The organism is Cypionkella sp., assembly GCF_036782355.1.
Classification (GTDB): domain Bacteria; phylum Pseudomonadota; class Alphaproteobacteria; order Rhodobacterales; family Rhodobacteraceae; genus Cypionkella.
Genome location: NZ_DAIPZF010000009.1, coordinates 64,327 through 85,594 on the forward strand (window position 1 = coordinate 64,327; position 21,268 = coordinate 85,594).

General features: G+C 59.5%; 17 protein-coding genes. 5 read left to right on the forward strand and 12 right to left on the reverse strand.

The annotated features are described in order from the left end of the window. Window positions 1-641: 641 nt before the first annotated feature. On the reverse strand, window positions 642-1,736 hold the full coding sequence (locus tag V7Q10_RS05225) for an Mrp/NBP35 family ATP-binding protein (RefSeq protein WP_333867998.1): 1,095 nt from the start codon (window positions 1,734-1,736) through the stop codon (window positions 642-644). A 278-nt stretch (window positions 1,737-2,014) separates the two neighbouring features. Between V7Q10_RS05225 and V7Q10_RS05230 the strand changes: the two genes are divergently transcribed. After that, a complete protein-coding gene (locus V7Q10_RS05230; protein WP_333867999.1) occupies window positions 2,015-2,230 on the forward strand; it encodes a DUF1127 domain-containing protein in 216 nt (71 codons plus the stop codon). A gap of 459 nt (window positions 2,231-2,689) precedes the next feature. Next, window positions 2,690-3,832 (forward strand): benzoate/H(+) symporter BenE family transporter, encoded by a 1,143-nt coding sequence (locus V7Q10_RS05235; RefSeq protein ID WP_333868000.1) that lies wholly within the window; start codon window positions 2,690-2,692, stop codon window positions 3,830-3,832. On the opposite strand, the gene V7Q10_RS05240 is transcribed toward V7Q10_RS05235, so the two are convergent. Beyond that, window positions 3,829-6,198 (reverse strand): ATP-dependent helicase, encoded by a 2,370-nt coding sequence (locus tag V7Q10_RS05240; protein ID WP_333868001.1) that lies wholly within the window; start codon window positions 6,196-6,198, stop codon window positions 3,829-3,831. The two genes, V7Q10_RS05235 and V7Q10_RS05240, sit on opposite strands and share 4 nt — an antisense overlap. 73 nt (window positions 6,199-6,271) lie before the next feature. Continuing rightward, complete coding sequence (locus V7Q10_RS05245; protein ID WP_333868002.1) at window positions 6,272-6,829, reverse strand: MarR family winged helix-turn-helix transcriptional regulator; 558 nt, start codon at window positions 6,827-6,829, stop codon at window positions 6,272-6,274. 167 nt (window positions 6,830-6,996) lie between these two features. On the opposite strand from V7Q10_RS05245, the gene V7Q10_RS05250 reads away from it, so the two are divergent. Both V7Q10_RS05250 and V7Q10_RS05255 read left to right on the forward strand, forming a co-directional pair. After that, window positions 6,997-8,484: an MDR family MFS transporter gene (locus tag V7Q10_RS05250; protein ID WP_333868003.1), complete on the forward strand. Its 1,488-nt coding sequence runs from the start codon at window positions 6,997-6,999 to the stop codon at window positions 8,482-8,484. Between the two features lie 205 nt (window positions 8,485-8,689). Continuing rightward, window positions 8,690-12,130, forward strand: a complete 3,441-nt coding sequence (locus V7Q10_RS05255) for a pyruvate carboxylase (RefSeq protein WP_333868004.1) — start codon at window positions 8,690-8,692, stop codon at window positions 12,128-12,130. Between the two features lie 107 nt (window positions 12,131-12,237). Here the strand turns inward: V7Q10_RS05255 and V7Q10_RS05260 are convergent, their stop codons facing one another. The 6 genes from V7Q10_RS05260 to V7Q10_RS05285 form a co-directional block, all read right to left on the reverse strand. After that, the gene (locus V7Q10_RS05260) at window positions 12,238-12,483 is read right to left on the reverse strand and encodes an EF-hand domain-containing protein (protein ID WP_333868005.1); all 246 of its coding nucleotides are present in this window, start codon (window positions 12,481-12,483) and stop codon (window positions 12,238-12,240) included. Window positions 12,484-12,693: 210 nt separating this feature from the next. Further along, window positions 12,694-13,215 carry an alkylphosphonate utilization protein gene (locus V7Q10_RS05265; RefSeq protein WP_333868006.1) on the reverse strand — a complete coding sequence of 174 codons (522 nt, stop codon included), beginning with the start codon at window positions 13,213-13,215 and terminating at the stop codon, window positions 12,694-12,696. A gap of 58 nt (window positions 13,216-13,273) precedes the next feature. Further along, complete coding sequence (locus V7Q10_RS05270) at window positions 13,274-14,221, reverse strand: LysR family transcriptional regulator (protein ID WP_333868007.1); 948 nt, start codon at window positions 14,219-14,221, stop codon at window positions 13,274-13,276. A 3-nt stretch (window positions 14,222-14,224) separates the two neighbouring features. After that, window positions 14,225-14,788 carry a polyhydroxyalkanoate synthesis repressor PhaR gene (gene phaR / locus V7Q10_RS05275; protein ID WP_333868008.1) on the reverse strand — a complete coding sequence of 188 codons (564 nt, stop codon included), beginning with the start codon at window positions 14,786-14,788 and terminating at the stop codon, window positions 14,225-14,227. A 180-nt stretch (window positions 14,789-14,968) separates the two neighbouring features. Further along, complete coding sequence (locus V7Q10_RS05280; RefSeq protein WP_333868009.1) at window positions 14,969-15,418, reverse strand: Phasin; 450 nt, start codon at window positions 15,416-15,418, stop codon at window positions 14,969-14,971. Window positions 15,419-15,559: 141 nt separating this feature from the next. Further along, window positions 15,560-17,368, reverse strand: coding sequence for a PHA/PHB synthase family protein (locus tag V7Q10_RS05285; RefSeq protein ID WP_333868010.1), 1,809 nt, complete (start codon window positions 17,366-17,368; stop codon window positions 15,560-15,562). Window positions 17,369-17,467: 99 nt separating this feature from the next. On the opposite strand from V7Q10_RS05285, the gene phaZ reads away from it, so the two are divergent. Then, on the forward strand, window positions 17,468-18,745 hold the full coding sequence (phaZ, locus tag V7Q10_RS05290; RefSeq protein ID WP_333868011.1) for a polyhydroxyalkanoate depolymerase: 1,278 nt from the start codon (window positions 17,468-17,470) through the stop codon (window positions 18,743-18,745). Here phaZ and V7Q10_RS05295 read toward each other — a convergent pair. From V7Q10_RS05295 to V7Q10_RS05305, 3 genes are read right to left on the reverse strand one after another with little or no spacing between them, the layout of a single operon-like run. Then, the gene (locus tag V7Q10_RS05295; RefSeq protein ID WP_333868012.1) at window positions 18,742-19,458 is read right to left on the reverse strand and encodes an alpha/beta fold hydrolase; all 717 of its coding nucleotides are present in this window, start codon (window positions 19,456-19,458) and stop codon (window positions 18,742-18,744) included. The two genes, phaZ and V7Q10_RS05295, sit on opposite strands and share 4 nt — an antisense overlap. Beyond that, a complete protein-coding gene (locus tag V7Q10_RS05300; protein WP_333868013.1) occupies window positions 19,458-20,438 on the reverse strand; it encodes an alpha/beta hydrolase in 981 nt (326 codons plus the stop codon). The genes V7Q10_RS05295 and V7Q10_RS05300 overlap by 1 nt, the downstream gene beginning before the upstream one ends. Then, window positions 20,422-21,180: an alpha/beta fold hydrolase gene (locus tag V7Q10_RS05305; RefSeq protein ID WP_333868014.1), complete on the reverse strand. Its 759-nt coding sequence runs from the start codon at window positions 21,178-21,180 to the stop codon at window positions 20,422-20,424. The genes V7Q10_RS05300 and V7Q10_RS05305 overlap by 17 nt, the downstream gene beginning before the upstream one ends. Window positions 21,181-21,268: the final 88 nt, after the last annotated feature.

Here is a 21,268-nt window from a genome sequence, read left to right on the forward strand (position 1 = left end):
CACTGCTCGATCCGCCGTCTGTCCCATCGCTGGGCGTCCTGCTGCGCAAACCACCTGGGGGAGATGTCTGCTCGCTTGCGCGCCGGATCTGAGGGAAGGCGAAAGCGGTTGCCTGTATGAGCCTGTCTTTTTGCGCCTTGTTCGGGGTCTATCGCTGCCCCTGCGTCGTTTTTTGACCGTCTCGTCTTCCGTGAGAAAAGGAATGACATGGGATTTCATGGGAAGCAATGGAAATTTTTGGGATCAACCCGCCAGATATTGTGACAAAGCAGGACTGAAAACACTATCTGGTGGGCAATACCCTCAGAATCCGGATAAACCTAGGTGAACACGACGACATTACCACTACATGTAGATAAACCTCACCGCCAAGCTGCAAGCCCATGCTGTCCCAATTTTTTTCTGATTTCAGGAAATAAGAGCGCACCACATGCGGTTTACCCAACAAAAATAGGCAAAAACCAGCCGCATGCGGCAGAAAAAGCCATATTTCCCATGATTTCCCAAAGGAGTGATTCGGTCTCATCGGATTTCGCCGACCTATCCCAAAAGCACGCGCCATTGTTATCTTCCATGGCAATGCCTGCCGCGGCGGCTCGATGCCGCCACGGCAGGCCCTTGGTTTCAGGCTGCCTTAAAGATCAGGCCATGCCGCCCGCAATCAGGCGGTGGGCCAAACGGGCATAGGCCTCGGCATGCGCGCCTTCGCCTGCCGCAATCGGCGTGCCACTGTCGCCTGCGATGCGCACATCTATCGACAAGGGCAATTCGCCCAAGAACGGCAAATCCAGCCGCTTGGCTTCAGCCGCAACGCCGCCATGGCCGAAAAGATGCTCTTCATGGCCGCAATTGGGGCAGATATAGGTCGACATATTCTCGATCAGCCCCAGCACCGGCGTTTTCAGCTTTTGGAACATATCCAGCGCTTTGCGGGCATCGAGCAAGGCGACGTCTTGCGGGGTCGAGACCACAATCGCGCCGGTCAGATGCGTGCGCTGGCACAGCGTCAGTTGAATATCACCGGTGCCCGGCGGCAGATCAATGATCAGCACATCCAGTTCGCCCCAAGCCACCTGGGTCAGCAATTGCTGCAAAGCCCCCATGATCATTGGGCCACGCCAGATCACCGCCTCGTCTTCCTTCAGCATCAGGCCAATCGACATCATCGTGACGCCATGCGCGCGCAGCGGTTCGATGATCTTGCCATCGGCCGAGGCAGGTCGCTTGGACACCCCCATCATCCGTGGCTGGCTGGGGCCATAGATATCGGCATCCAAAAGCCCAACGCGGCGGCCTTGCTTGGCCAGCGCCACCGCAAGGTTGGAAGAGACCGTTGATTTGCCGACCCCGCCTTTGCCCGAGCCCACCGCGATGATGCGGTCAATGCCGTTGATCCGCGCGGGGCCGCCTTGATGTGGCGTAGGATGCTGTCCGATCTTGACGCCCTGCCCTGCCGACGCGCCAAGATTTGGCGGCGGCGCTTTGGCGGCGGGGCCATGCGCAGTCATCACCACCTGCACCGAGACCACGCCCGCAAGCCCGCGCAGCGCAGCTTCGGCAGCAGCCTGTGCAGGGGCCAGCGCGCGCGCCGCATCAGGGTTTGCGGCCTCGATCACAAATCGAATCGCGCCACCATCAATTTGCAGCGCGCGGATCAAATCTTGCGACACCAGCGTGCCACCGGGCACCACAACCCCAGAGAGAACCAAGAGGACATCTTCGCGGGTGACTGACATGGTTTTTCCTTTGCCCCAATTTTAGACACGCTTTGGGCAAACTTGTTCGCTTTGCAGCAAAGGACAAGCCCCTGTTGACCAAATGCTCAAATTTCACCCGAAATCTATGTTAATTATGAACTTTTTGTGATGAAGAGCCATGCATTTGCTGCATGGCAGCATTGCCGTTAATCCCATTGTGCAGGTGCAGCATATACGCCATGTTACCCCTAACAGCGGAAGACGAGGGTAAGACATCCGGTCAACCCAGCCGCTAGATCAGAAGAGTGAGATGTAAAATGGCTTATGTAAATTCGACACGCACGGCGCAGACCTTTTTGTTTGACCGCATCAGCAGCGCCTTCACCGGCTTTGGTGTCGCCCTGCAACGCCGCCGCGTCTACACCCAGACCCTGACCGAGCTGCGCAGCCTGAATGAGCGCGAATTGGCAGACCTGGGCATTGCCCGCTCGATGATCTCCGAGATCGCCCGTGAGGCGGCCTACGGCAAGTAATCCCTGAACCGGTCTCGATCCTCCTCCCCGAGACCAGTTTCATGGCGCGGCGGCGCGCTCCTCCTCCCTAGCGCCGTCGCCTTTTTATTCTCTTCGTAAGGCCCCTCCTCCTCCCTGGGCCTGGCGGATTGGCGGTGATCCAACCTCCTCCCTGGATCGCCGCCACCTGAATTCGAAAGGCCAACCTCCTCCCTGGCCTGACGATTAGGCGGCTCCTCTTACCTCCTCCCGAGGGGGGCCGCCGCATAGAACACTTCGGCCAACCTCCTCCCTGGCCGAATGGTAGGCAGCGGTTCAACCTCCTCCCTGAACCTGCTGCCAGTCTTTCGAACGGCCAACCTCCTCCCTGGCCCGACGATCAGGCGGCACCTGCTCTCCTCCTCCCTGCGGGTGCCGCCGCTTCCTCTCTTGAACATTGCCCAAGCGCCCGCGATAGTTGGAAAAACTGTCGGGGGCTTTATGCGTTTATCTATGGTTTCAGCGGCCCTTGTGGCGGCCTTGGTTGGCTATGGCTCGACGATTGCGCTGGTGCTTTCGGCAGCCGCAGCGGTGGGCGCGACGCCCGGCCAGACGGCAAGCTGGGTGTTTGCGGTTTGTGTGGCCAAAGCCATCGGCTCGGCCCTGCTCAGTGCGCAGTCAAAGGTGCCGGTGGTGCTGGCGTGGTCGACCCCCGGGGCTGCGCTGATTGCGGCCAGCACGGGGGTCAGCATGGCCGAAGCCGTGGGCGCCTTTGTGCTATCAGGCGTGTTGGTGGCGCTGACGGGGGCGCTGCGCCCCTTGGGGCGGCTGGTCGCCCAAATCCCAGACGGGGTCGCGGCGGCGATGTTGGCGGGCGTGCTGCTGCCGTTTTGCCTGAAAGGCACGGCGGCGGCGCAGGCCCTGCCCGCGCTGGTGCTGCCGATGGCTGCGGTTTTCCTGCTGGTGCGGCTTTATAATCCGGCGGTGGCGGTGCTGGCGGCGCTGAGCCTTGGCGTGGTTTTGGCCTTTGTGACAGGCGCCGCGCATCTGCCAAGCCTGCACCTGCCGCTGCCGCATCTAGAGTTTATCGCCCCCGCCTTTCGCTGGGATGTGCTGCTCGGGCTGGGGGTGCCGCTCTATCTGGTTACCATGGCCTCGCAAAACCTGCCCGGATTTGCGGTCTTGCGCGCGGCAGGCTACGCGCCGCCGGTGCGACCAGCGCTGGGGGTGACGGCGGGGCTTTCCGTGATTTCAGGGCTTTTTGGCGCGCATCCGGTCAGCATGGCCGCGATCACGGCGGCGATTTGTCTGGGTGAAGACACCCACCCAGACCGCAGTCAACGCTGGAAAACCGGAGTGATTTACGCGGCGGTTTGGCTGGTGTTGGGGCTTCTGGGGCCGGTGATCGTGCCGATTTTGGCAGCCTTGCCCACGGCTTTGATGACGGCGCTGGTGGCCCTTGCCTTGCTGGGCCCGCTGATGGGCGCGCTGGTTGCGGGCTTTACGCCAGAGCCTACACGCTTTGCTGCCGTGGTCACGCTGGTGGTCACGGCCTCTGGCGTGGCAGCCTTTGGCATCGGCGCTGCGTTTTGGGGGCTGGCCGCAGGGCTATTGGTGGCAGGCCTTGCGCGGCTGCGGGCCTAAAACGGCACCTCGCCCACCTCATGCGCGGCCACGACCCAACGCGCCACGATCATCTTGGCACCGGCATGATCAAATTCGATATGCAGCTTATCGCCTTCGATGCCGACAATCTCGCCATAGCCGAATTTCTGGTGAAACACCCGGTCCCCCGTCACAAAGGACGAAACCGCGGCGGCGTCGATCGTCACCGCCCGCGCCTCGCGCGGTTGCGCGATCGGGCGGGTCGTGGCGCGGTCTTGCATCCGCTTCCAGCCCGGCGAGTTATAGGGATCGGCCTTGCCCACGCGGTCTTCAAGCGAGGAGCCATAGCTTGGAGCCGCCGCACCGTAACCGCCGCCATAAAGCCCCGGCGGGGTCAGCACAGCAACATGGTCTTCAGGCAGCTCGTCAATGAAACGGCTGGGCAATTGGCTTTGCCATTGCCCATAGACCCGACGGTTCGAGGCAAAGGAAATCGTGCACAACTGCTCGGCCCGGGTGATGCCGACATAGGCCAAACGGCGCTCTTCCTCGAGGCCCTTTTTGCCGGATTCGTCCATGCTGCGCTGGCTGGGGAACAGGCCATCCTCCCAACCGGGCAGGAAAACCACGGGGAATTCCAACCCCTTAGCGGCGTGCAGCGTCATGATCGACACTTTTTCCACCGCCTCTTCGGATTCGTTTTCCATGATCAGGCTAACGTGTTCCAAAAACCCCTGTAGACTGTCAAATTGCTCCAGCGCTTTGACAAGTTCCTTCAGGTTTTCAAGCCGCCCCGCAGCCTCGGGGGTTTTGTCGTTTTGCCACATCGTGGTGTAGCCGCTTTCATCCAAGATGATCTCGGCCAGCTCGATATGGCTTTGGCTGGCCCCAAGCACGGCCGCATGCCAGCGATCAACCCCTTCGACAAATTGGCGCAATTGCCCGGCACCCTTGCCGCCGATCCCCGCCCGCGCCAGCAAGCTGCGCGCACCCTCCAGCAGCGGCAGGCCAAGGCCGCGCGCCTCGCGTTGAATATCGCCTTGCGCCTTATCGCCCAACCCGCGTTTGGGCAGATTGACCACGCGTTCAAACGCCAGATCGTCTTCGGGGCTGACGGCAAGGCGGAAATAGGCCATCGCATCGCGAATTTCTTGCCGCTCGTAAAAGCGCGGGCCGCCGATGACGCGGTAGGGCAGACCGATGGTCAAAAACCGGTCTTCAAAGGCGCGCATCTGATGCGAGGCGCGCACAAGGATCGCGATTTGGTTCAACGACACCGCGTGGATGTTGCGCCGCCCGCGTTGCGCGGCCTCGATCTCTTCGCCGATCCAGCGCGCCTCTTCCTCGCCGTCCCAATGGCCGATCAGCCGCAGCTTTTCGCCCATCTCGCCCGCCGTCCAAAGCGTCTTGCCCAAACGACCCGCATTCGAGGCAATCACCCCCGAAGCCGCAGCAAGAATATGCGCCGTCGAGCGGTAGTTTTGTTCCAGCCGCACCACCTTGGCACCGGGGAAATCTTTTTCAAACCGCAAGATATTGCCGACTTCGGCGCCGCGCCACCCATAGATGGATTGGTCATCATCGCCGACGCAGCAGATATTGCGGTGACTTTGCGCCAAAAGTCGCAGCCACAGATATTGCGCGACGTTGGTGTCTTGGTATTCGTCGACCAGAATATAGCGGAACCAGCGCTGATATTGCTCTAAGACATCGGGGTGTTTTTGAAAGATCACCACGCAATGCAACAACAGATCGCCAAAATCGGTGGCGTTCAGCGTGCGCAGACGCTCTTGATATTGCTCATAAATCTCGGTTCCGCGGTTGTCATAAGCGGCGGCTTCGCCCGAAGGCACACGGTCAGGCGTCAGCGCGCGGTTCTTCCACGAATCGATGATGCTGGCCATCATCCGTGCGGGCCAGCGTTTTTCATCGATATTGTTGGCAGCAATCAGCTGTTTCAAAAGCCGCAGCTGATCGTCAGTGTCCAGAATGGTGAAATTGCTTTTCAAACCAACAAGTTCAGCATGGCGGCGCAGGATTTTCACCGAAAGCGAATGGAAGGTGCCCATCCATGCCATGCCCTCGGCCACATCGCCCAGCAGCCGCCCCACCCGCAGCTTCATCTCGCGCGCGGCTTTGTTGGTGAAAGTCACCGACAAAATCTCATTCGGGCGGGCCTTACCCATATTCAGCAGATGCACAATGCGCGAGGTCAGCGCCTTGGTCTTGCCGGTGCCAGCACCTGCCAGCATCAAAACCGGACCGTCCAGCGCCTCGACCGCCTCGCGTTGCGCGGGGTTTAGATCATCCAGATAGGGCGCGGGCCGCGCGCCGCCCTGACCAAGCGCACGCTGCGACAGCGGTATTTTTGGCGCAGGCGCCAAAGAGTCATCCCATTCTTCCATAGCCACATTCTAACCGGAAATTTCACAGAGGCAACGACATGTTCGCGCAATGTTCGCGTGTTTTGTCGAAAATCTAATCCCGGGAGGGGTAAGCGGCCCGCATGCCTTCGTTGTAGCGCAGAAAAAGCTGGGAAAAGCTGCAAATTTCCGCTTCTGTCCAATTGGCAAAGACCTGCATCGTCTTGGCCCATTTCAGATCCCGAAAGGCCAAAAGCAGGGCGGTGGCGCTGTGGGTCAGGTTTAGGATGGATTTGCGACCGTCGCTTTGGCTGACATCGCGACGCAGCAGGCCCGCCCCGATCAGATCAGACACAATGCGGCTTGCGCGCGACGGATCGACGTTCAGCTCGGCAGCAACCAGGCCAACCGTGGCTTCTTGCGGGTCACGCCCCCCAATGCCGCCTTGTAAACGCATGATGGCAGTCAGCGCTTGAAACTGCGCAAGATCAAGGCCTTGACCCATTTCAGACATCAGTTGCGCCGGCAACTCACCCTTCACGATTGACCGCATTAGGCGAAACATCTCGGCATCGAAATCAAGCAAGGCCGCCGCAGAATCTGCCGAATAGCCGCCGCTTTGTAACCTTTTGGAAACCTCTGCGCTGTAGCCTTGCCACTTAGAGACTGACATTGCGGCCCTCCTGTCTTGCGGCCGCGGCGAAAGACCACGGGCGATTTGAATGTGCCTTAACATAATTTAGATGTTTATGTCAATTAGATGACAGGTGTAGCTATGTGAGATTGACACGCATATCACTTCAGCATAGCCATGGGAGAACCCTGCGACAGGAGGCATTTTTGTCTGCGCATATATCCCCCACCCCGCCCGCTCCGATCAGACTGGTGATTATCTCCATCGGCATGTTGCTGTTGTTGGCGGCCTTGGATCAGACCATCGTCTCGACAGCGCTGCCGACAATTGTTGCTGATCTGGGCGGTTTGGATCATTTAAGCTGGGTGGTGACGGCCTATGTGCTGACCTCGACCGTGGTCGCCCCGCTTTATGGCAAACTGGGTGATCTTTACGGAAGGCGAACCATGGTTTTTGTCTCGGTCTCGCTGTTCTTGCTGGGCTCTGCCCTCTGCGGCATTGCCGGATCCATGAGCTTTTTGATCTTTGCACGCGCAGTGCAAGGGCTGGGCGGCGGTGGGTTGTTTGTGCTGGCGCTGTCGGTGGTGGGCGATGTGATTGCGCCGCGCGATCGTGGCAAGGTGCAAGGGGTTTTTGCGGCGGTCTTTGCCACCTCTTCGGTGGTCGGCCCCTTGGTCGGTGGCGGCTTTGTACAATATTTGAATTGGCACTGGATCTTTTTCATCAATATCCCCTTGGGGCTGATTGCCGTTGGGATTTTTGCCATAAGTTTCAAAGCACAAGCTAATCGTGTGCGCCATAAGATCGACTATGCAGGTGCGGTCGCGCTGACCTTGGGCCTAGGCGCGCTGACGCTGGTCAGCAGTTTGGGCGGGCGCAGCATTGGCTGGGGCTCACCCGAAGCTTTTGGGCTGATTGCGCTCTCGATCCTCTCGCTGCTGGGCTTTGTCTGGATCGAGGCGCGGGCCGAAGAGCCGATTTTGCCGCTGTCGCTGTTCAAGCTGAACGTGTTTTGGGTCACTTGCGTGATCGGCTTTGTGGCAGGGGTTGCGCTGTTTGGCGCGATCACCTTTGTGCCGCTCTATTTGCAAATTGCCAAGGCCACGACGCCAACGCAATCGGGCCTGCTGTTGGTTCCGATGACGCTGGGGATCGTGCTGACCTCAACCCTTTCAGGGCGTTACATGGGTCAGACCGGACGCTATCTGCTGCTGCCAAAGCTGGGAATGGCGCTGCTTTTTGCGGGGATGATGTCGCTGTCCTTCATGACGCAGCACAGCAATATGGTGGTTTTCACGCTGGCGTTGGCCTTGGTCGGGCTGGGCATGGGCTGCATCTTTCCGGTGGTGACAACGGCGGTGCAAAATGCTGTCCCGCGTGAGAGTTTGGGCACGGCTACGGCGGCGGGCATCATGGTGCGCCAGACCGGTGGCTCGCTGGGGGTTGCGGCCTTTGGCACGCTGTTTGCTGCGCGGATGTCGCAGGGTCTGCCCTTGGGCGAAGGCGGCAACATCGGCCCGCAAACCTTGGCGCGCCTAAGCCCCGAACAACAGGCCAATCTTGCCGAAACCGTGGTGCAGGCGATCCACCCGATCTATCTGATTGCGGCGGCTTTGGCGGCGGTTGGGCTGATCTTTGCATTTTTTCTGGAAGAGGTGCCGCTATCGAACCGGCAGGTTCCGCGCGGCGAATAGCAGTAAAATATGATCAAAACCGCAACGCGCCCGATACTTTGGGCGCGTTTTGTTTTTGCGCTGCCTATTATTTAGGCAACACCCCTCGATCTGACCAAGGCTTTCGCAAAACCGTTGCAAATAGCCGCTGGCTGCCCTTGCGCTGCACCGCAGCGTGGATATGGTTTGGCGTGAGAGCCCCCTTCCGCGCCTAACGGAGCACCCCATGACCGACTTTAAAAAGATCCTGATCGCCAACCGCGGCGAAATCGCCATCCGCGTCATGCGCGCTGCCAATGAGATGGGCAAGAAAACCGTCGCCGTCTATGCCGAGGAAGACAAGCTGTCGCTGCACCGCTTTAAGGCGGATGAGGCCTATCTGATCGGCGAGGGGTTAAGCCCCGTGGGCGCCTATCTGAGCATCCCCGAAATCATCCGCGTCGCCAAGGCCGCGGGGGCAGATGCGATCCACCCCGGCTATGGGCTTTTGTCGGAAAACCCAGATTTTGTAGAGGCTTGCGAGCAGGCAGGCATCACCTTTATCGGCCCCAAGGCCGAAACCATGCGCGCGCTTGGCGACAAAGCCTCGGCGCGGCGGGTGGCGATCGAGGCCGGCGTTCCGGTAATTCCGGCCACGGATGTTTTGGGCGATGACTTCGATCTGATCAAGGCGCAGGCGGCAGCGGTCGGCTATCCCTTTATGCTCAAGGCCTCTTGGGGCGGCGGCGGGCGCGGCATGCGGCCGATTCTGTCGGAATCCGAGCTGGTGGATAAGGTGCGCGAGGGCCGCCGCGAGGCCGAAGCCGCCTTTGGCAACGGCGAGGGCTATCTGGAAAAGATGATTCTGCGCGCGCGCCATGTCGAAGTGCAGATCCTGGGCGACAAACACGGCGCGATTTACCATCTGTTCGAGCGCGATTGCACCGTGCAGCGGCGCAACCAAAAGGTGGTCGAGCGCGCACCTGCCCCCTATTTGACCCAAGCCCAGCGTGCGGAAGTCTGCGAGCTGGGCCGAAAAATCTGCGCCCATGTTGGCTATGAATGCGCCGGCACCGTCGAATTCCTGATGGATATGGACGATGAGAAATTCTACTTTATCGAGGTAAACCCGCGCGTTCAGGTCGAACATACGGTGACCGAACAGGTCACCGGCATCGACATCGTGCAGGCCCAGATCCTGATTGCAGAGGGTAAGACGCTTGAGCAAGCCACTGGCATGGCGCGGCAAGAAGACATCCGCCTGAACGGCCATGCGCTGCAGTGCCGCGTGACGACGGAAGACCCGCAAAACAACTTTATCCCCGACTATGGCCGGCTGACCGCTTACCGCTCGGCCACCGGCATGGGCATTCGTCTGGACGGCGGCACCGCCTATGCGGGCGGGGTGATCACGCGCTATTATGACAGTCTGTTGGTCAAGGTCACAGCCCTTGCGCCAACGCCTTCGGCCGCGATCCGGCGGATGGACCGCGCGCTGCGCGAGTTCCGCATTCGTGGGGTCTCGACGAATATTGAGTTTGTGATCAACCTGTTAAAGCATCCGACTTTCCTTGACAGCACCTATACCACCAAGTTCATCGACACCACGCCAGAGCTGTTCCAGTTCAAAAAGCGGCGGGATCGGGCGACGAAAATTCTGACCTATATCGCCGATATCACGGTGAACGGGCATCCCGAAACCGCAGGTCGGCCAAAGCCACATGCCGAAGCGCGCACCCCGCGCGCGCCAAAGCCGATGCTTGAACCCGCAATGGGCACGCGCAATCTGCTGGAACAAAAAGGCCCGCAAGCGGTGGCAGATTGGATGCGGGCGCAGAAAAAGCTGCTGATCACTGACACCACCATGCGCGACGGCCACCAAAGCTTGCTGGCCACCCGGATGCGGTCGATCGACATGATCAAGGTGGCGCCGGCCTATGCGGCCAACCTGCCGCAGTTGTTTTCGGTGGAATGCTGGGGCGGGGCAACCTTTGATGTCGCCTATCGCTTTTTGCAAGAATGCCCATGGCAGCGCCTGCGCGATCTGCGCGCCCAGATGCCCAATGTGATGACGCAGATGCTTTTGCGGGCCAGCAACGGGGTGGGCTATACCAACTATCCCGACAATGTGGTGCAGGCCTTTGTCAAACAGGCGGCGGAAACCGGCGTCGATGTGTTTCGGGTGTTTGACAGCCTGAACTGGGTCGAAAACATGCGGGTGGCGATGGATGCGGTGATCGAGGCCGGCAAGGTCTGCGAAGGCACGGTCTGCTATACCGGCGATATGCTGGACCCAGAGCGGTCGAAATACGATCTGAAGTATTACGTCGATACCGCTCAGGCGCTGAAATCTGCGGGCGCGCATGTGCTGGGGCTCAAGGATATGGCGGGGCTGTTGAAACCAGCCGCGGCCAAGATCCTGATTAAGACGCTGAAACAAGAGGTTGGCTTACCGATCCACTTTCACACCCATGACACCAGCGGTGCCGCAGCGGCAACGATTCTGGCTGCGGCGGATGCTGGCGTCGATGCGGTCGATGCGGCGATGGATGCGTTTTCGGGCGGCACTTCGCAGCCCTGCCTCGGCTCGATTGTCGAGGCTTTGAAACATACCGAGCGCGACACCGGCATCGACATGGGCGCTGTGCGGCAGATTTCGAACTATTGGGAGGCGGTGCGCGGCCAATATGCGGCCTTCGAGTCGGGCATCCCGGCGCCCGCTTCGGAAGTCTATCTGCACGAGATGCCCGGCGGGCAGTTCACCAACCTGAAAGCGCAAGCGCGGTCTTTGGGGCTGGAAGAGCGCTGGCACGAGGTGGCGCAGGCCTATGCTGACGCCAACCAGATGTTTGGCGATATTGTCAAAGTCACGCCTTCGTCAAAAGTGGTGGGCGATATGGCGTTGATGATGGTGGCCCAAGGGCTGACCCGCGCGCAGGTCGAAGACCCTGCCGTTGATGTGGCCTTCCCGGACTCGGTGGCAGATATGCTGCGTGGCAATCTGGGCCAGCCACACGGCGGTTGGCCTGCGGTGATCTCGAAAAAGGTGCTGAAGGGCGAAGTGGCCTCGACCGCCCGCCCCGGCGCAGGCATGGCTGCGGTCGATCTGGAAGCGGTGCGCGCCAAGCTGAGCGAAGAGCTGTCGGGCTACCGCGTCGATGACGAGGATCTGAACGGCTATCTGATGTATCCCAAGGTGTTCTTGGATTATATGGGCCGCCACAAAGCCTATGGCCCGGTGCGCGCCCTGCCGACGCGGACGTTCTTTTATGGCATGACTGCGGGCGAAGAGATCACCGCAGAAATTGATCCGGGCAAACTGTTGGAAATACGGCTGCAAGCGGTGGGCGAAACCACCGATGACGGCGAGGTGAAGGTGTTCTTCGAGCTGAACGGCCAGCCGCGCGTGATCAAAGTGCCAAACCGCGCCATCAAGGCCAAGGTCGCGGCCAAACCCAAGGCGGTCGAGGGCAATGCCAATCAGATCGGTGCGCCGATGCCCGGGGCGATTGCTTCGGTGGCGGTGGTGGCAGGCCAAAAAGTCAGCGCGGGCGATTTGCTGCTGACCATTGAGGCTATGAAGATGGAAACCGGCATTCACGCCGACCGCGCCGCTGTGGTCAAAGCGCTTTATGTGCAACCCGGCAGCCAAATCGACGCCAAAGATCTGCTGGTCGAGCTAGAGTAACCTTTTCTGGCCCTGCCTTTGGTGGGGCCAGATCGCAGGTCTAAGGCGATCCAGAAACCAAAAAGGCCGCCGCAGATGCGACGGCCCCATATTTCGACAAAGCGAAATTACATCGCAGCGAAAGCGCCTGCTTCAACAGCGGCTTTCAGCTCGTCTGCCGAAAGGTCGCCGTTTGCATCGGTGTCAGCGGCTGCGAAGATTTCTGCGGTCACAGCTGGATATGCTGCAACAACTTCTTCCATCGAATAGACGCCGTTGCCGTCAACATCTGCCACAACGACAGCGTCTTCAGCGAAAGCTGCGCCAGCGGTCATGGTTGCGATTGCTGCGAAAGCGAGAGCGAATTTGGTCATGTTTTTTAACTCCGGAAATGCGGGAGCCACAGCGGCCTATCCACGCAGAAGGTCATTGCCTTCTTGGCGTAAATGACCGTTTTTAAAAAGCTTTTCCAGATGAGTCGGAGCTGTTTGCGCAAACCTCACGCCGATGTGATGCGCGAGATTTGCACTCTTGACGCGCCTTGGGCGCGGTGACCTATGCGCGTGTTTCTGCGCCTGCAAAGATCAGGATTTTTTGACAAACTCGGTCAAGATGATGATGCGCTGATCTTCAACACGCCCCTCGATCTGGCCCGGATTATCGGCCACCAAAGAGATTTTGCGCACCGAGGTGCCACGCTTGGCGGTGAAATTCGCGCCCTTGACCACCAGATCCTTGATCAGAACCACGGTATCACCCTGCGCGAGCAAAGTGCCGTTGCTGTCGCGATGTTCAACTGCGGCGGGTTGGTCGGCGATGGATTGCACCTCTGGCAGCAGGGTCATGCCCTCGCGCGCCTCAACAGCCCAAGCGGCGTCAAGCGTGCCCAATTTGCGCCACACCGCAAGCTGCACCGCAGGCTCGGCGGTCCAAGCAGCGCCTTCCAAACAGCGCCAGTGATCGGCGGGCACCTCATGCGCGCCAAGACACGCAGGGCAAAGCAGCAGCTCGCCAATCGGGGCGGCCTCGGCGACGGCCAGACCATCGGCGGCTCCGCAGAATTCGCAAGCATTGCCAGCACGGATCATAAGGTCTTTCAGCGCCATCGGATTTCCTTTCAGGGGTTTTGGTCTGCCTAGACCCCTGCCTTGCAAAAAGCAACGCTCAGAGCACCCGCAATGTCTCGCCCAGCCAAGGTGCAGCAGTTTGGGCAGGGGCCACCACCTTTCGCGCAATCAGCGCGCGCAGACGATCGGCGATCTGGCCCGGCATATCACCCAGAACCCCGGCGCGCGCCGAGAGCGACAGCGTGCGTGACAGCGGTTCAAACGGCAGCGGGGCTGCATCGACTTGGGCCGCAAAGCGCGCAGCGTGATGCAGCGCCAGCGGTGTCAGGATCGTCCAGCCCTGCCCTGCCGCCACCATGGCCAGAATGGCGTGATAGCTATCCAGTTCAAAGCGTTGCGCCAGCCGCAGGTTTTGCCGCGACAGATGCGCCGCAATCTGGCGGCCCATCAGATGGCGCGAGGTATATTGGATCAGCGGCAGATCGTGATGCACCTGCCCCTTGGGAGTGATCGCCAAAAACGGCTCGACCAGCAGCGGATGCACCTCGCGCCAGCCATCGGTCTGGGTCTCGGTGGTAAGATCGGCGGTCACAGCAATATCTAGGCTGCGTGTTTCCAATTGATCCAACAAGCGGTGGCTTGGTCCGGTTTCCAGCAAAAACCGGCAGGTCTTCAGATCGACCGCCATCGAGGCCAAAAGCCGTGGCGTCACCTCGGCGTCAAAATCTTCGATCATGCCCAGCCGCAGCGTTGTCAGCCCCGCAAGCCCGCGCAGGCCCAGCTCGGCGCGGGCTTCAGCCTCGGCGTTCAGGATGGTTTGGGCGTGGCGGCGAAACATCGCCCCCGCAGGCGTCAGCTGCAAGGGCCGCGCAGAACGATCCAGCAGCGTCGCGGCCAGCGCCGCTTCAAGCCCCGACAGTTGTTGCGAAATCGCCGAGGCACTGACCCCCAGCCGCCGCGCCGCCGCCGAGATAGCACGGTCTTCGGCCACCGCCAGAAAAACCTCGATCCCCCAAAGCGTGACGCGGGTGCTGACCTCAGCCATGGATCACAGCTGCGACAGCTTCTTTTGCAGTTCGGCGAATTGCTTCTTGATCTCGGCCAATTCTGCCGCGGGATCGCCTGCGGGCGTAGCTTCGGGTTCTGCCGCAGGGCCAGAGCCGCTCCAGCCAGGCACGCCGCCCATCATGGTTTTCATAAAGGCTTCTTGCTGTTTGCGCATCAAATCAAAGCCGGGCATCGCCGTCATCGGGTTTGGAATGACGTTCATGTTTTCGATGACTTTGGTCGGGCCATCGCGCAGCATCTCGAAGCTGGCGGCAAGGAACTGCGGCACCACCGACTGAATATTGCTGGTATAGCTGCGGACAAGATCGGTCAGCACATTGGTGGGCAGCACGGTGTCGCCCTTGGATTCGCGCTCGGCCACGATTTGCAGCAGATATTGGCGGGTCAGGTCATCACCGGATTTCAGATCAACGATCTGCACCTCGCGGCCCGCGCGGATAAAGCCCGAGATGTCTTCCAGCGTGACGTAATCCGACGTCTCGGTGTTATAAAGACGACGGCTTGCATATCGCTTGATGAGCAAAGGCTTCGCAGTTTCGGCCATCTGAACCTCCCCGGGTTGCAGCATTATGTTGCAGTGCAGAGAAACTCTAGGACAGCGCAGCATAAAAAGAAAGAGCGTGCAGAAAAACGCAGCATTTGCGCAAAAAGAAAGGGCGAGCCACTGGCTCGCCCCATGCATCAAACCCCAGGGAGGATAGGGCGATACGATGATCCCGAAGGATTACTTTGCTGCGGTTGCAGCCTTTTTCGCAACAGCGGTCACTTCGTCGGTTGCTTTTTTCACAACAGCCGAGGCCTCTGCCGAAGCGGTTTTGCCAGCGGCAAGCATCAGCTCGACGGTTTCCATCTGCACTTTTTTCGCAACTTCAGCGAAAGCAGCCATGTTTTCCGACGCCATTTCGGTTGCAGCCGATGCAAAATCGGTCACAGCTTTGGTGTAATCAGCAGGCTCGGTTTTCGCGGTTGCGGTGGTCGAAAGCTTTGCAATGGTCTCTTTAGCCCATTTGGACGAGATTTCGGTCGACTTCTCGGCTGCTTCCAGCGCGACTTTCGACAGTTTCTCGCCGAAAGCGGCTTGGGTTTTGAATGCGTTTTGGAAAGCCGAAGCGTCAACTGGGAACTTGGCCATCATGTCCTGCATGACTTTGGTGAAATCGGTAGCAGCGTTCATTTTAATGCTCCTGAGTTTTGGTGGGGTCGCCTGAATTCGATGAGCAAGGTATACATGCTGCATCGCAGCATTGCAAGTAAAATTTCTGCGCCGCAGCATGGATCTGGTTTTTTTGCCAAAGCGGCAAAAAACCGAAATAGCTCAACCCTTTGGCAAACGAGCCGTGCCTGCAAGCACATAGGTGCCAGGCGCATCGCACAAGGCAGGGTTGGTTGACTCGCCAGCGATTCGCGCTGCGATCATGCTGCCAGAGCGGTTCGCCAACCAATCCGCCCAGCGCGGCCACCAGCTGCCTTGGGTAAAGCTGGCGGTGGTTTTCCAATCATCGGGCGCGCCTGCAACGGGGCGCGGATTGGTGTAATGGCCGTATTTGCCCTTCGATGGCGGGTTGATCACGCCGGCAATATGGCCCGATTGCGCAAGGATAAAGGTCTTATCCTCTGACCCCATCTGCTTGATGCCGTTAAAGCTGCCGCGCCAATGCGCGATATGGTCGGTCTCGCAGGCAATGGCGCAAAGCGGCACCTTGATGTCAGAAAGGCTGGCGGCATGACCAAAGACCGGAAACGTGCCCTTGGCCAGACCATCGCCCTGACACAGGCCGCGCAGATATTGCATCGCCATCTTGCATGGCAGATTGGTGCCATCACCGTTCCAATAGAGCAGATCAAAGGCCGGTGGCGCTTCGCCCAGCATATAGGATTTGATCGCAGGGCCGTAGATCAGATCGTTCGAACGCAGATAGGAAAAGGTGCGCGACATCAGAGTTTTTGACAGCATGCCGTCGGCGGTTGATTGCCGTTCAATCCCGTCAACAAAGTCGTTGTCAAGAAACACCCCGACCTCGCCCGGATCGGAAAAATCGGTCAGCGTGGTAAAGAAGGTCGCCGATTTCACCGAAGTGTCGCCCGCGCGCTGCAAATGCGACAGCGTCAGCCCCAGCGTGGTGCCGGCGATGCAATAGCCCACCGCATTGATCTGCGGTTGATCGGTGATGCGGCGCACCTCGGCCATCGCGGTGAGGTAACCTTCGCGGATATAGTCATCCAGACTGACATCGGCATAAGAGGCATCGGGGTTGACCCAAGACACCACAAACACCGTAAAGCCCTGCTCGACCACCCATTTTATCAGGCTGTTTTGCGGCTTTAGATCCATGACGTAGAATTTGTTGATCCAAGGCGGAAAGATCAGCAGCGGCGTCTCGTAGACGGTTTCGGTGCTGGGGGCGTATTGGATCAGTTCCAACATGCGGTTGCGAAACACCACTTTGCCGGGGGTGGTGGCAAGGTTTTCGCCCACCACAAAGGCCTCGGGGTCGGCAAGCGTGACCGCGAATTCGCCGTTATTGGCCTCGATATCGCTGACCAGATTTTCCAGCCCGCGCACAAGGCTTTCGCCATCGGTTTCCAGCGCGCGTTCCAGCGCATCGGGATTGGTGCCCAAAAAGTTGGTCGGTGCCAGCATGTCGACAATCTGGCGGCTAAAGTAATCGACGCGCTTGCGTTCGTGATCGTCGATGCCCTCCATCACCGCCACGGCGTTCTGCACCGCCTCGGCGTTGAACAGATATTGTTGCTTTAGGTAATTGAACGCAGGATTGCTGTCCCAAACCGGGTTGGAAAAGCGGCGATCCTTGGGGCCGGTGTCTTCTGGCGGGCGCAGCTCGCCACTGGCAAGCGCCTGCTGGGCGTCAACATAATGGCGCATGGTCTTGCCCCAATAGCTGATCTGCTGTTCCAGCACCCGACTGGGGTTTTGCATCAGGCCGGCCAGATAGGCGGTGGCGGCCTTCATGTAAATCTCTTGGCCGGGCCCCTGCACCCCCGGGTCTGAGGCAGGGCGCGCTGCCAAAGCGGCCATCAGCCGCGAAGACAATGCTTCGATTTTAGCAAGATTGGTTGTCATCTTTTCCAATTTTGCGCCTGCGGCATTGTCTTTGGTTGTCATATTAACGTTTCACCCTTATCGTCGCTGCTATGCAGCATGGACTCGTCCGGCCCAAAAGGGCGCGTGGCGGTCAGCCGGGGCCCTCCCCATGGAGTCACTATGAAGTATATGGCCACCTATGACCTGATGGAAAGCATTCGTAACACGAATGAATGGATGGGGGCCACCGCGCGTGCGATGGCATCTTACCCGGCTTTCTCGATGACAATGAACCCGATGCTTGGCATGGTTGCCGCTTGGGGCGAAGTGACCGAGCGGAGTTTTGGCCGCATGGTCAAGAAACCAGATTGGGGCATTCGCAGCATTCCTGGACCCGAAGGTCAGGACCATTTGATCGACATCAACACCGTGGTAGAGAAGCCCTTTGGCAATCTGATCCAATTCTATGTCCGCCGCCGCGCACCGATGGCGCGTAAGATTTTGCTGGTGGCTCCGATGTCTGGTCACTATGCCACCCTGCTGCGCTCGACTGTCGCCAGCCTATTGCCCGATGCCGATGTTTTTGTGACAGATTGGCACAATGCGCGCGACATTCCGGTATCAGACGGCAAGTTCGATATCGAAGACTATACGCTTTATCTTGTTGATTTCATGCGCGAAATGGGCCCTGACACCCATGTAATCGCAGTCTGTCAGCCTGCCCCGCTTGCGCTTGCCGCCGCAGCCTATCTGGCGGCCGAAGACCCCGCCGCGCAGCCGCGCAGCCTGACCCTGATCGGCGGGCCGATCGACCCAGATGCCGCTGCGACAGATGTCACCGACTTTGGCCGCCGCATCACCATGGGCCAGTTGGAACAGATCGCCATTCAACGTGTCGGCTTTAAATATAAGGGCGTCGGCCGGCTGGTTTACCCCGGCATGTTGCAGCTGCAATCCTTTATTTCGATGAACTCGGAGCGGCATTCGAAAGCCTTTTCCGAACAGATCATGCGCGTCGCGCAAGGCGAGGCATCGGAGCAAGACGCCCATAACCGCTTTTATGACGAATACCTTGCGGTGATGGATATGACGGCGGAATTCTATCTTTCGACCGTCGAGCGGATCTTTAAAGGTCTGGAAATCGCCAAAAATGAATTCGTTGTTGCCGGCAAAAAAGTCGATATCGGCGCAATCAGCAATGTTGCAGTGATGACGGTCGAGGGTGAAAACGACGATATTTCAGCCCCCGGCCAATGTGTGGCGGCTTTGGCGATGCTGACCGGCCTGCCTGATTCGAAAAAATTGCAGCATCTGGAACCGGGCGCGGGCCATTACGGCATCTTTGCCGGCAAAAGCTGGCGGTTGAACATCCGGCCTTTGGTGCTCAAATTCATCGACGCCAATGCAGGCGCAGCAAAACCTGCGGCCTTGAAAGTGGTGCCTGCGCAGACCGCCTAGCGCAGCATCATCGGCCCCGCCAAAAAGGCGGCAATCGCATCGCTGACAGCTTGCGGCTGTTCGAGGCTTGCCAGATGACCGGCAGCCTCGATCACCGCCAGTTTGCCATAGGGCATCAGATTGGCGGTGAACTCTTGCCGCCGCATCGGCACAAGCGTGTCGGCATCGCCAGAAATCACCAGCGCGGGCAATTTGATCCGGCGCATGGTTTTTTGCTGATCAGGGCGGCGTTGCAGCGCGCGGCTTTGGCGCAAAAACACCCCCTCGCCCAGCCCCAGCGCCATATCTTGGATCAGCGCCATAATGTCGCCGCGCCAAGGCGCATCGGCAATCGCAGTCAGTGGAATTTCCTCGCGCATCGCCTCGGTCAGACGCCCAGAGCGCGCGGCGACAATCCGCGCCTCGCGCGCGGCGGCCGCTTGCGGCGCTTCAGACAAAGGATCGGTGGCCATCAAGACCACGCGGCTGACGCGGTCGGGCACGCGGCGGATGATCTCCAAGGCAATATCGCCGCCAAGTCCATGGCCAAGCAGCGCAAAGCGCGGTGGAAGCCCTGCGACGATCGCTTCGGACATCTGCTCGACCGTGTCGCCGCGCGTCGCAAGCGCCACATGCACCGCGCGCTCTGCGCCAAGCTGCACCATCTGCGGCAAAAACAGCCGCGCATCGGCCATCAGGCCCGGAATCATCACCAAAGGCTCGTGCATTGGCATCAAAGCGCCTTTGCCCAAGCAAGGATCAGCGCCTCGGTTGCAGCAGTTTGGTTTGGCGACAAAATATCGCCAGCAATCACATGGCTAAAGGGGTCGTCTTGGGCTGTCATAATGCGCGGTTCAATCTGTTTTGGGCCGGCCCAAGGGCCAAGAATTTTAAGCGTTTGCGCGGGATCAACCACTTGGTCTTGCGGTGAATACAGCAGCAAAAGCGGCAGTTTGGTTTGGCTGTAATCCTGCGCGCGGGCCTCGCGCACCAAAGCCGCCATCGGAAACAGCGCAACGGTTGGGTAAGTGTTGGTCCAGAATTGGCGGTGGCGGTCGTTTTGCGGCGTAAAACTGCGGGTCGCCCCCGCGACCAAAGGCCCCCAATAGCGCGCGGCGGGCAGGTCAAGGATTTTACCCGCCAATGGCTTTAGCCCAAAGTTTGGCGAGATCAGCACCAGCCCCGCCATGGCTTGCGACAACACCGGATCGCTGGCCGCAAGTGCTGCCAGCGTGCCGCCGGTCGAAGTGCCAATCACCACCACACGCCCCCCGATGCGGCGACCAATCGCCATCGCCTCGGCCATATCCTGCACCCAATCGCTGGCCGTGGCGGCGGCAAGCGCGGCGCCATCACGGCCATGTCCGGTCAGGCGGGTGAAAAAGATATTTGCCCCCAAGGCGCGGGCCAGATCAGCGGGCACCGGACGGATCTCTTCCGAGGTGGCGGAAAATCCATGCAGATAAATCAGCGCCAAAGGCGTCTTCGCCCCCACGGCCCCAGCCCAAACAATGCGCTTTTGCGTGCCTGCGGTGATGTTGGAAAATTGCTGTTCGGATTTGGCGAGATAAGCGTTAAGATCAGCACCCAAGCTATTGGGATCAAACTTGATTTGGCGGTCCACTTGATCGCGAGGGATCAGATAAAGCGCGGCAGCATAAAGCAAGAAAAAGACAACAAGCAGCTGCCCCAAGGCCTTACCGAAGCTGCGCATGATTGACCTCCAACACCTCTGACACACTGGTCGTTATCATGGCAAGGCAGGCGGGCGTTGAAAAGCGGTGATCTGCGCCTTTGACCAGCGCCAGCCGAATATCGGGGCCAGAGGCATGCTCCAGCAGGCGCAACGCAACCGCAGGCGGCACATCGGTGTCAGCGGTGCCTTGCAACAGCCGCACGGGGAAGGGCAAATCCAGCGGCGCGCGCAGCACAAGCCGGTTGCGCCCCTCTTCGATCAGGCGGCGGGTGATGATATAGGGCGCGTCGGAATAGTCCGAAGGCAGCTCGACCTGCCCGGCCGCAAGGGCTGCGCGTTGTGCGGGCGTGAAACTGGCCCACATCGAATCTTCGGTGAAATCAGGGGCGGCTGCGATGCCCACCAGCCCGACGATGCGCGCAGGGATCGCCTTGGCCAGCAACAGCGCAATCCAGCCCCCCATCGACGAGCCCACAAGGATCAGCGGGCCTTTGGTCACCCCCGTGATCACCGCAAGCGCGTCTTCAAACCAATCGCCAATCGCGCCGTCCAGAAACGCGCCGCCTGACGCGCCATGGCCGGAATAATCCAGCCGCAAGAAGGCGCGCCCCTGCGCCTTGGCCCAGGCCTTTAGGTAAACCGCCTTGGTGCCGGTCATGTCCGATTTAAAGCCGCCCAAAAACACCACGCAAGGCCCCTGCCCTGCGGTGAAATCATAGGCAATGCGGCGGCCTTCTGGGGTGGTGATCTGATCAAACATGCGCGCGCCTTTCGAAATATCGTCATCAGTCTAACGCGGCAGAGTTGACAAGGCCACGGCCCAGAGGCAAAACCCCATCACATAACCC

Coding starts and splice junctions, on each gene's coding strand:
- V7Q10_RS05225 (WP_333867998.1), bottom strand. CDS start 1,736: ATGTCAGTCACCCGCGAAGATGTCCTCTTGGTTCTCTCTGGGGTTGTG.
- V7Q10_RS05230 (WP_333867999.1), top strand. CDS start 2,015: ATGGCTTATGTAAATTCGACACGCACGGCGCAGACCTTTTTGTTTGAC.
- V7Q10_RS05235 (WP_333868000.1), top strand. CDS start 2,690: ATGCGTTTATCTATGGTTTCAGCGGCCCTTGTGGCGGCCTTGGTTGGC.
- V7Q10_RS05240 (WP_333868001.1), bottom strand. CDS start 6,198: ATGGAAGAATGGGATGACTCTTTGGCGCCTGCGCCAAAAATACCGCTG.
- V7Q10_RS05245 (WP_333868002.1), bottom strand. CDS start 6,829: ATGTCAGTCTCTAAGTGGCAAGGCTACAGCGCAGAGGTTTCCAAAAGG.
- V7Q10_RS05255 (WP_333868004.1), top strand. CDS start 8,690: ATGACCGACTTTAAAAAGATCCTGATCGCCAACCGCGGCGAAATCGCC.
- V7Q10_RS05260 (WP_333868005.1), bottom strand. CDS start 12,483: ATGACCAAATTCGCTCTCGCTTTCGCAGCAATCGCAACCATGACCGCT.
- V7Q10_RS05265 (WP_333868006.1), bottom strand. CDS start 13,215: ATGGCGCTGAAAGACCTTATGATCCGTGCTGGCAATGCTTGCGAATTC.
- V7Q10_RS05270 (WP_333868007.1), bottom strand. CDS start 14,221: ATGGCTGAGGTCAGCACCCGCGTCACGCTTTGGGGGATCGAGGTTTTT.
- phaR (WP_333868008.1), bottom strand. CDS start 14,788: ATGGCCGAAACTGCGAAGCCTTTGCTCATCAAGCGATATGCAAGCCGT.
- V7Q10_RS05280 (WP_333868009.1), bottom strand. CDS start 15,418: ATGAACGCTGCTACCGATTTCACCAAAGTCATGCAGGACATGATGGCC.
- V7Q10_RS05285 (WP_333868010.1), bottom strand. CDS start 17,368: ATGACAACCAAAGACAATGCCGCAGGCGCAAAATTGGAAAAGATGACA.
- phaZ (WP_333868011.1), top strand. CDS start 17,468: ATGAAGTATATGGCCACCTATGACCTGATGGAAAGCATTCGTAACACG.
- V7Q10_RS05295 (WP_333868012.1), bottom strand. CDS start 19,458: ATGCCAATGCACGAGCCTTTGGTGATGATTCCGGGCCTGATGGCCGAT.
- V7Q10_RS05300 (WP_333868013.1), bottom strand. CDS start 20,438: ATGCGCAGCTTCGGTAAGGCCTTGGGGCAGCTGCTTGTTGTCTTTTTC.
- V7Q10_RS05305 (WP_333868014.1), bottom strand. CDS start 21,180: ATGTTTGATCAGATCACCACCCCAGAAGGCCGCCGCATTGCCTATGAT.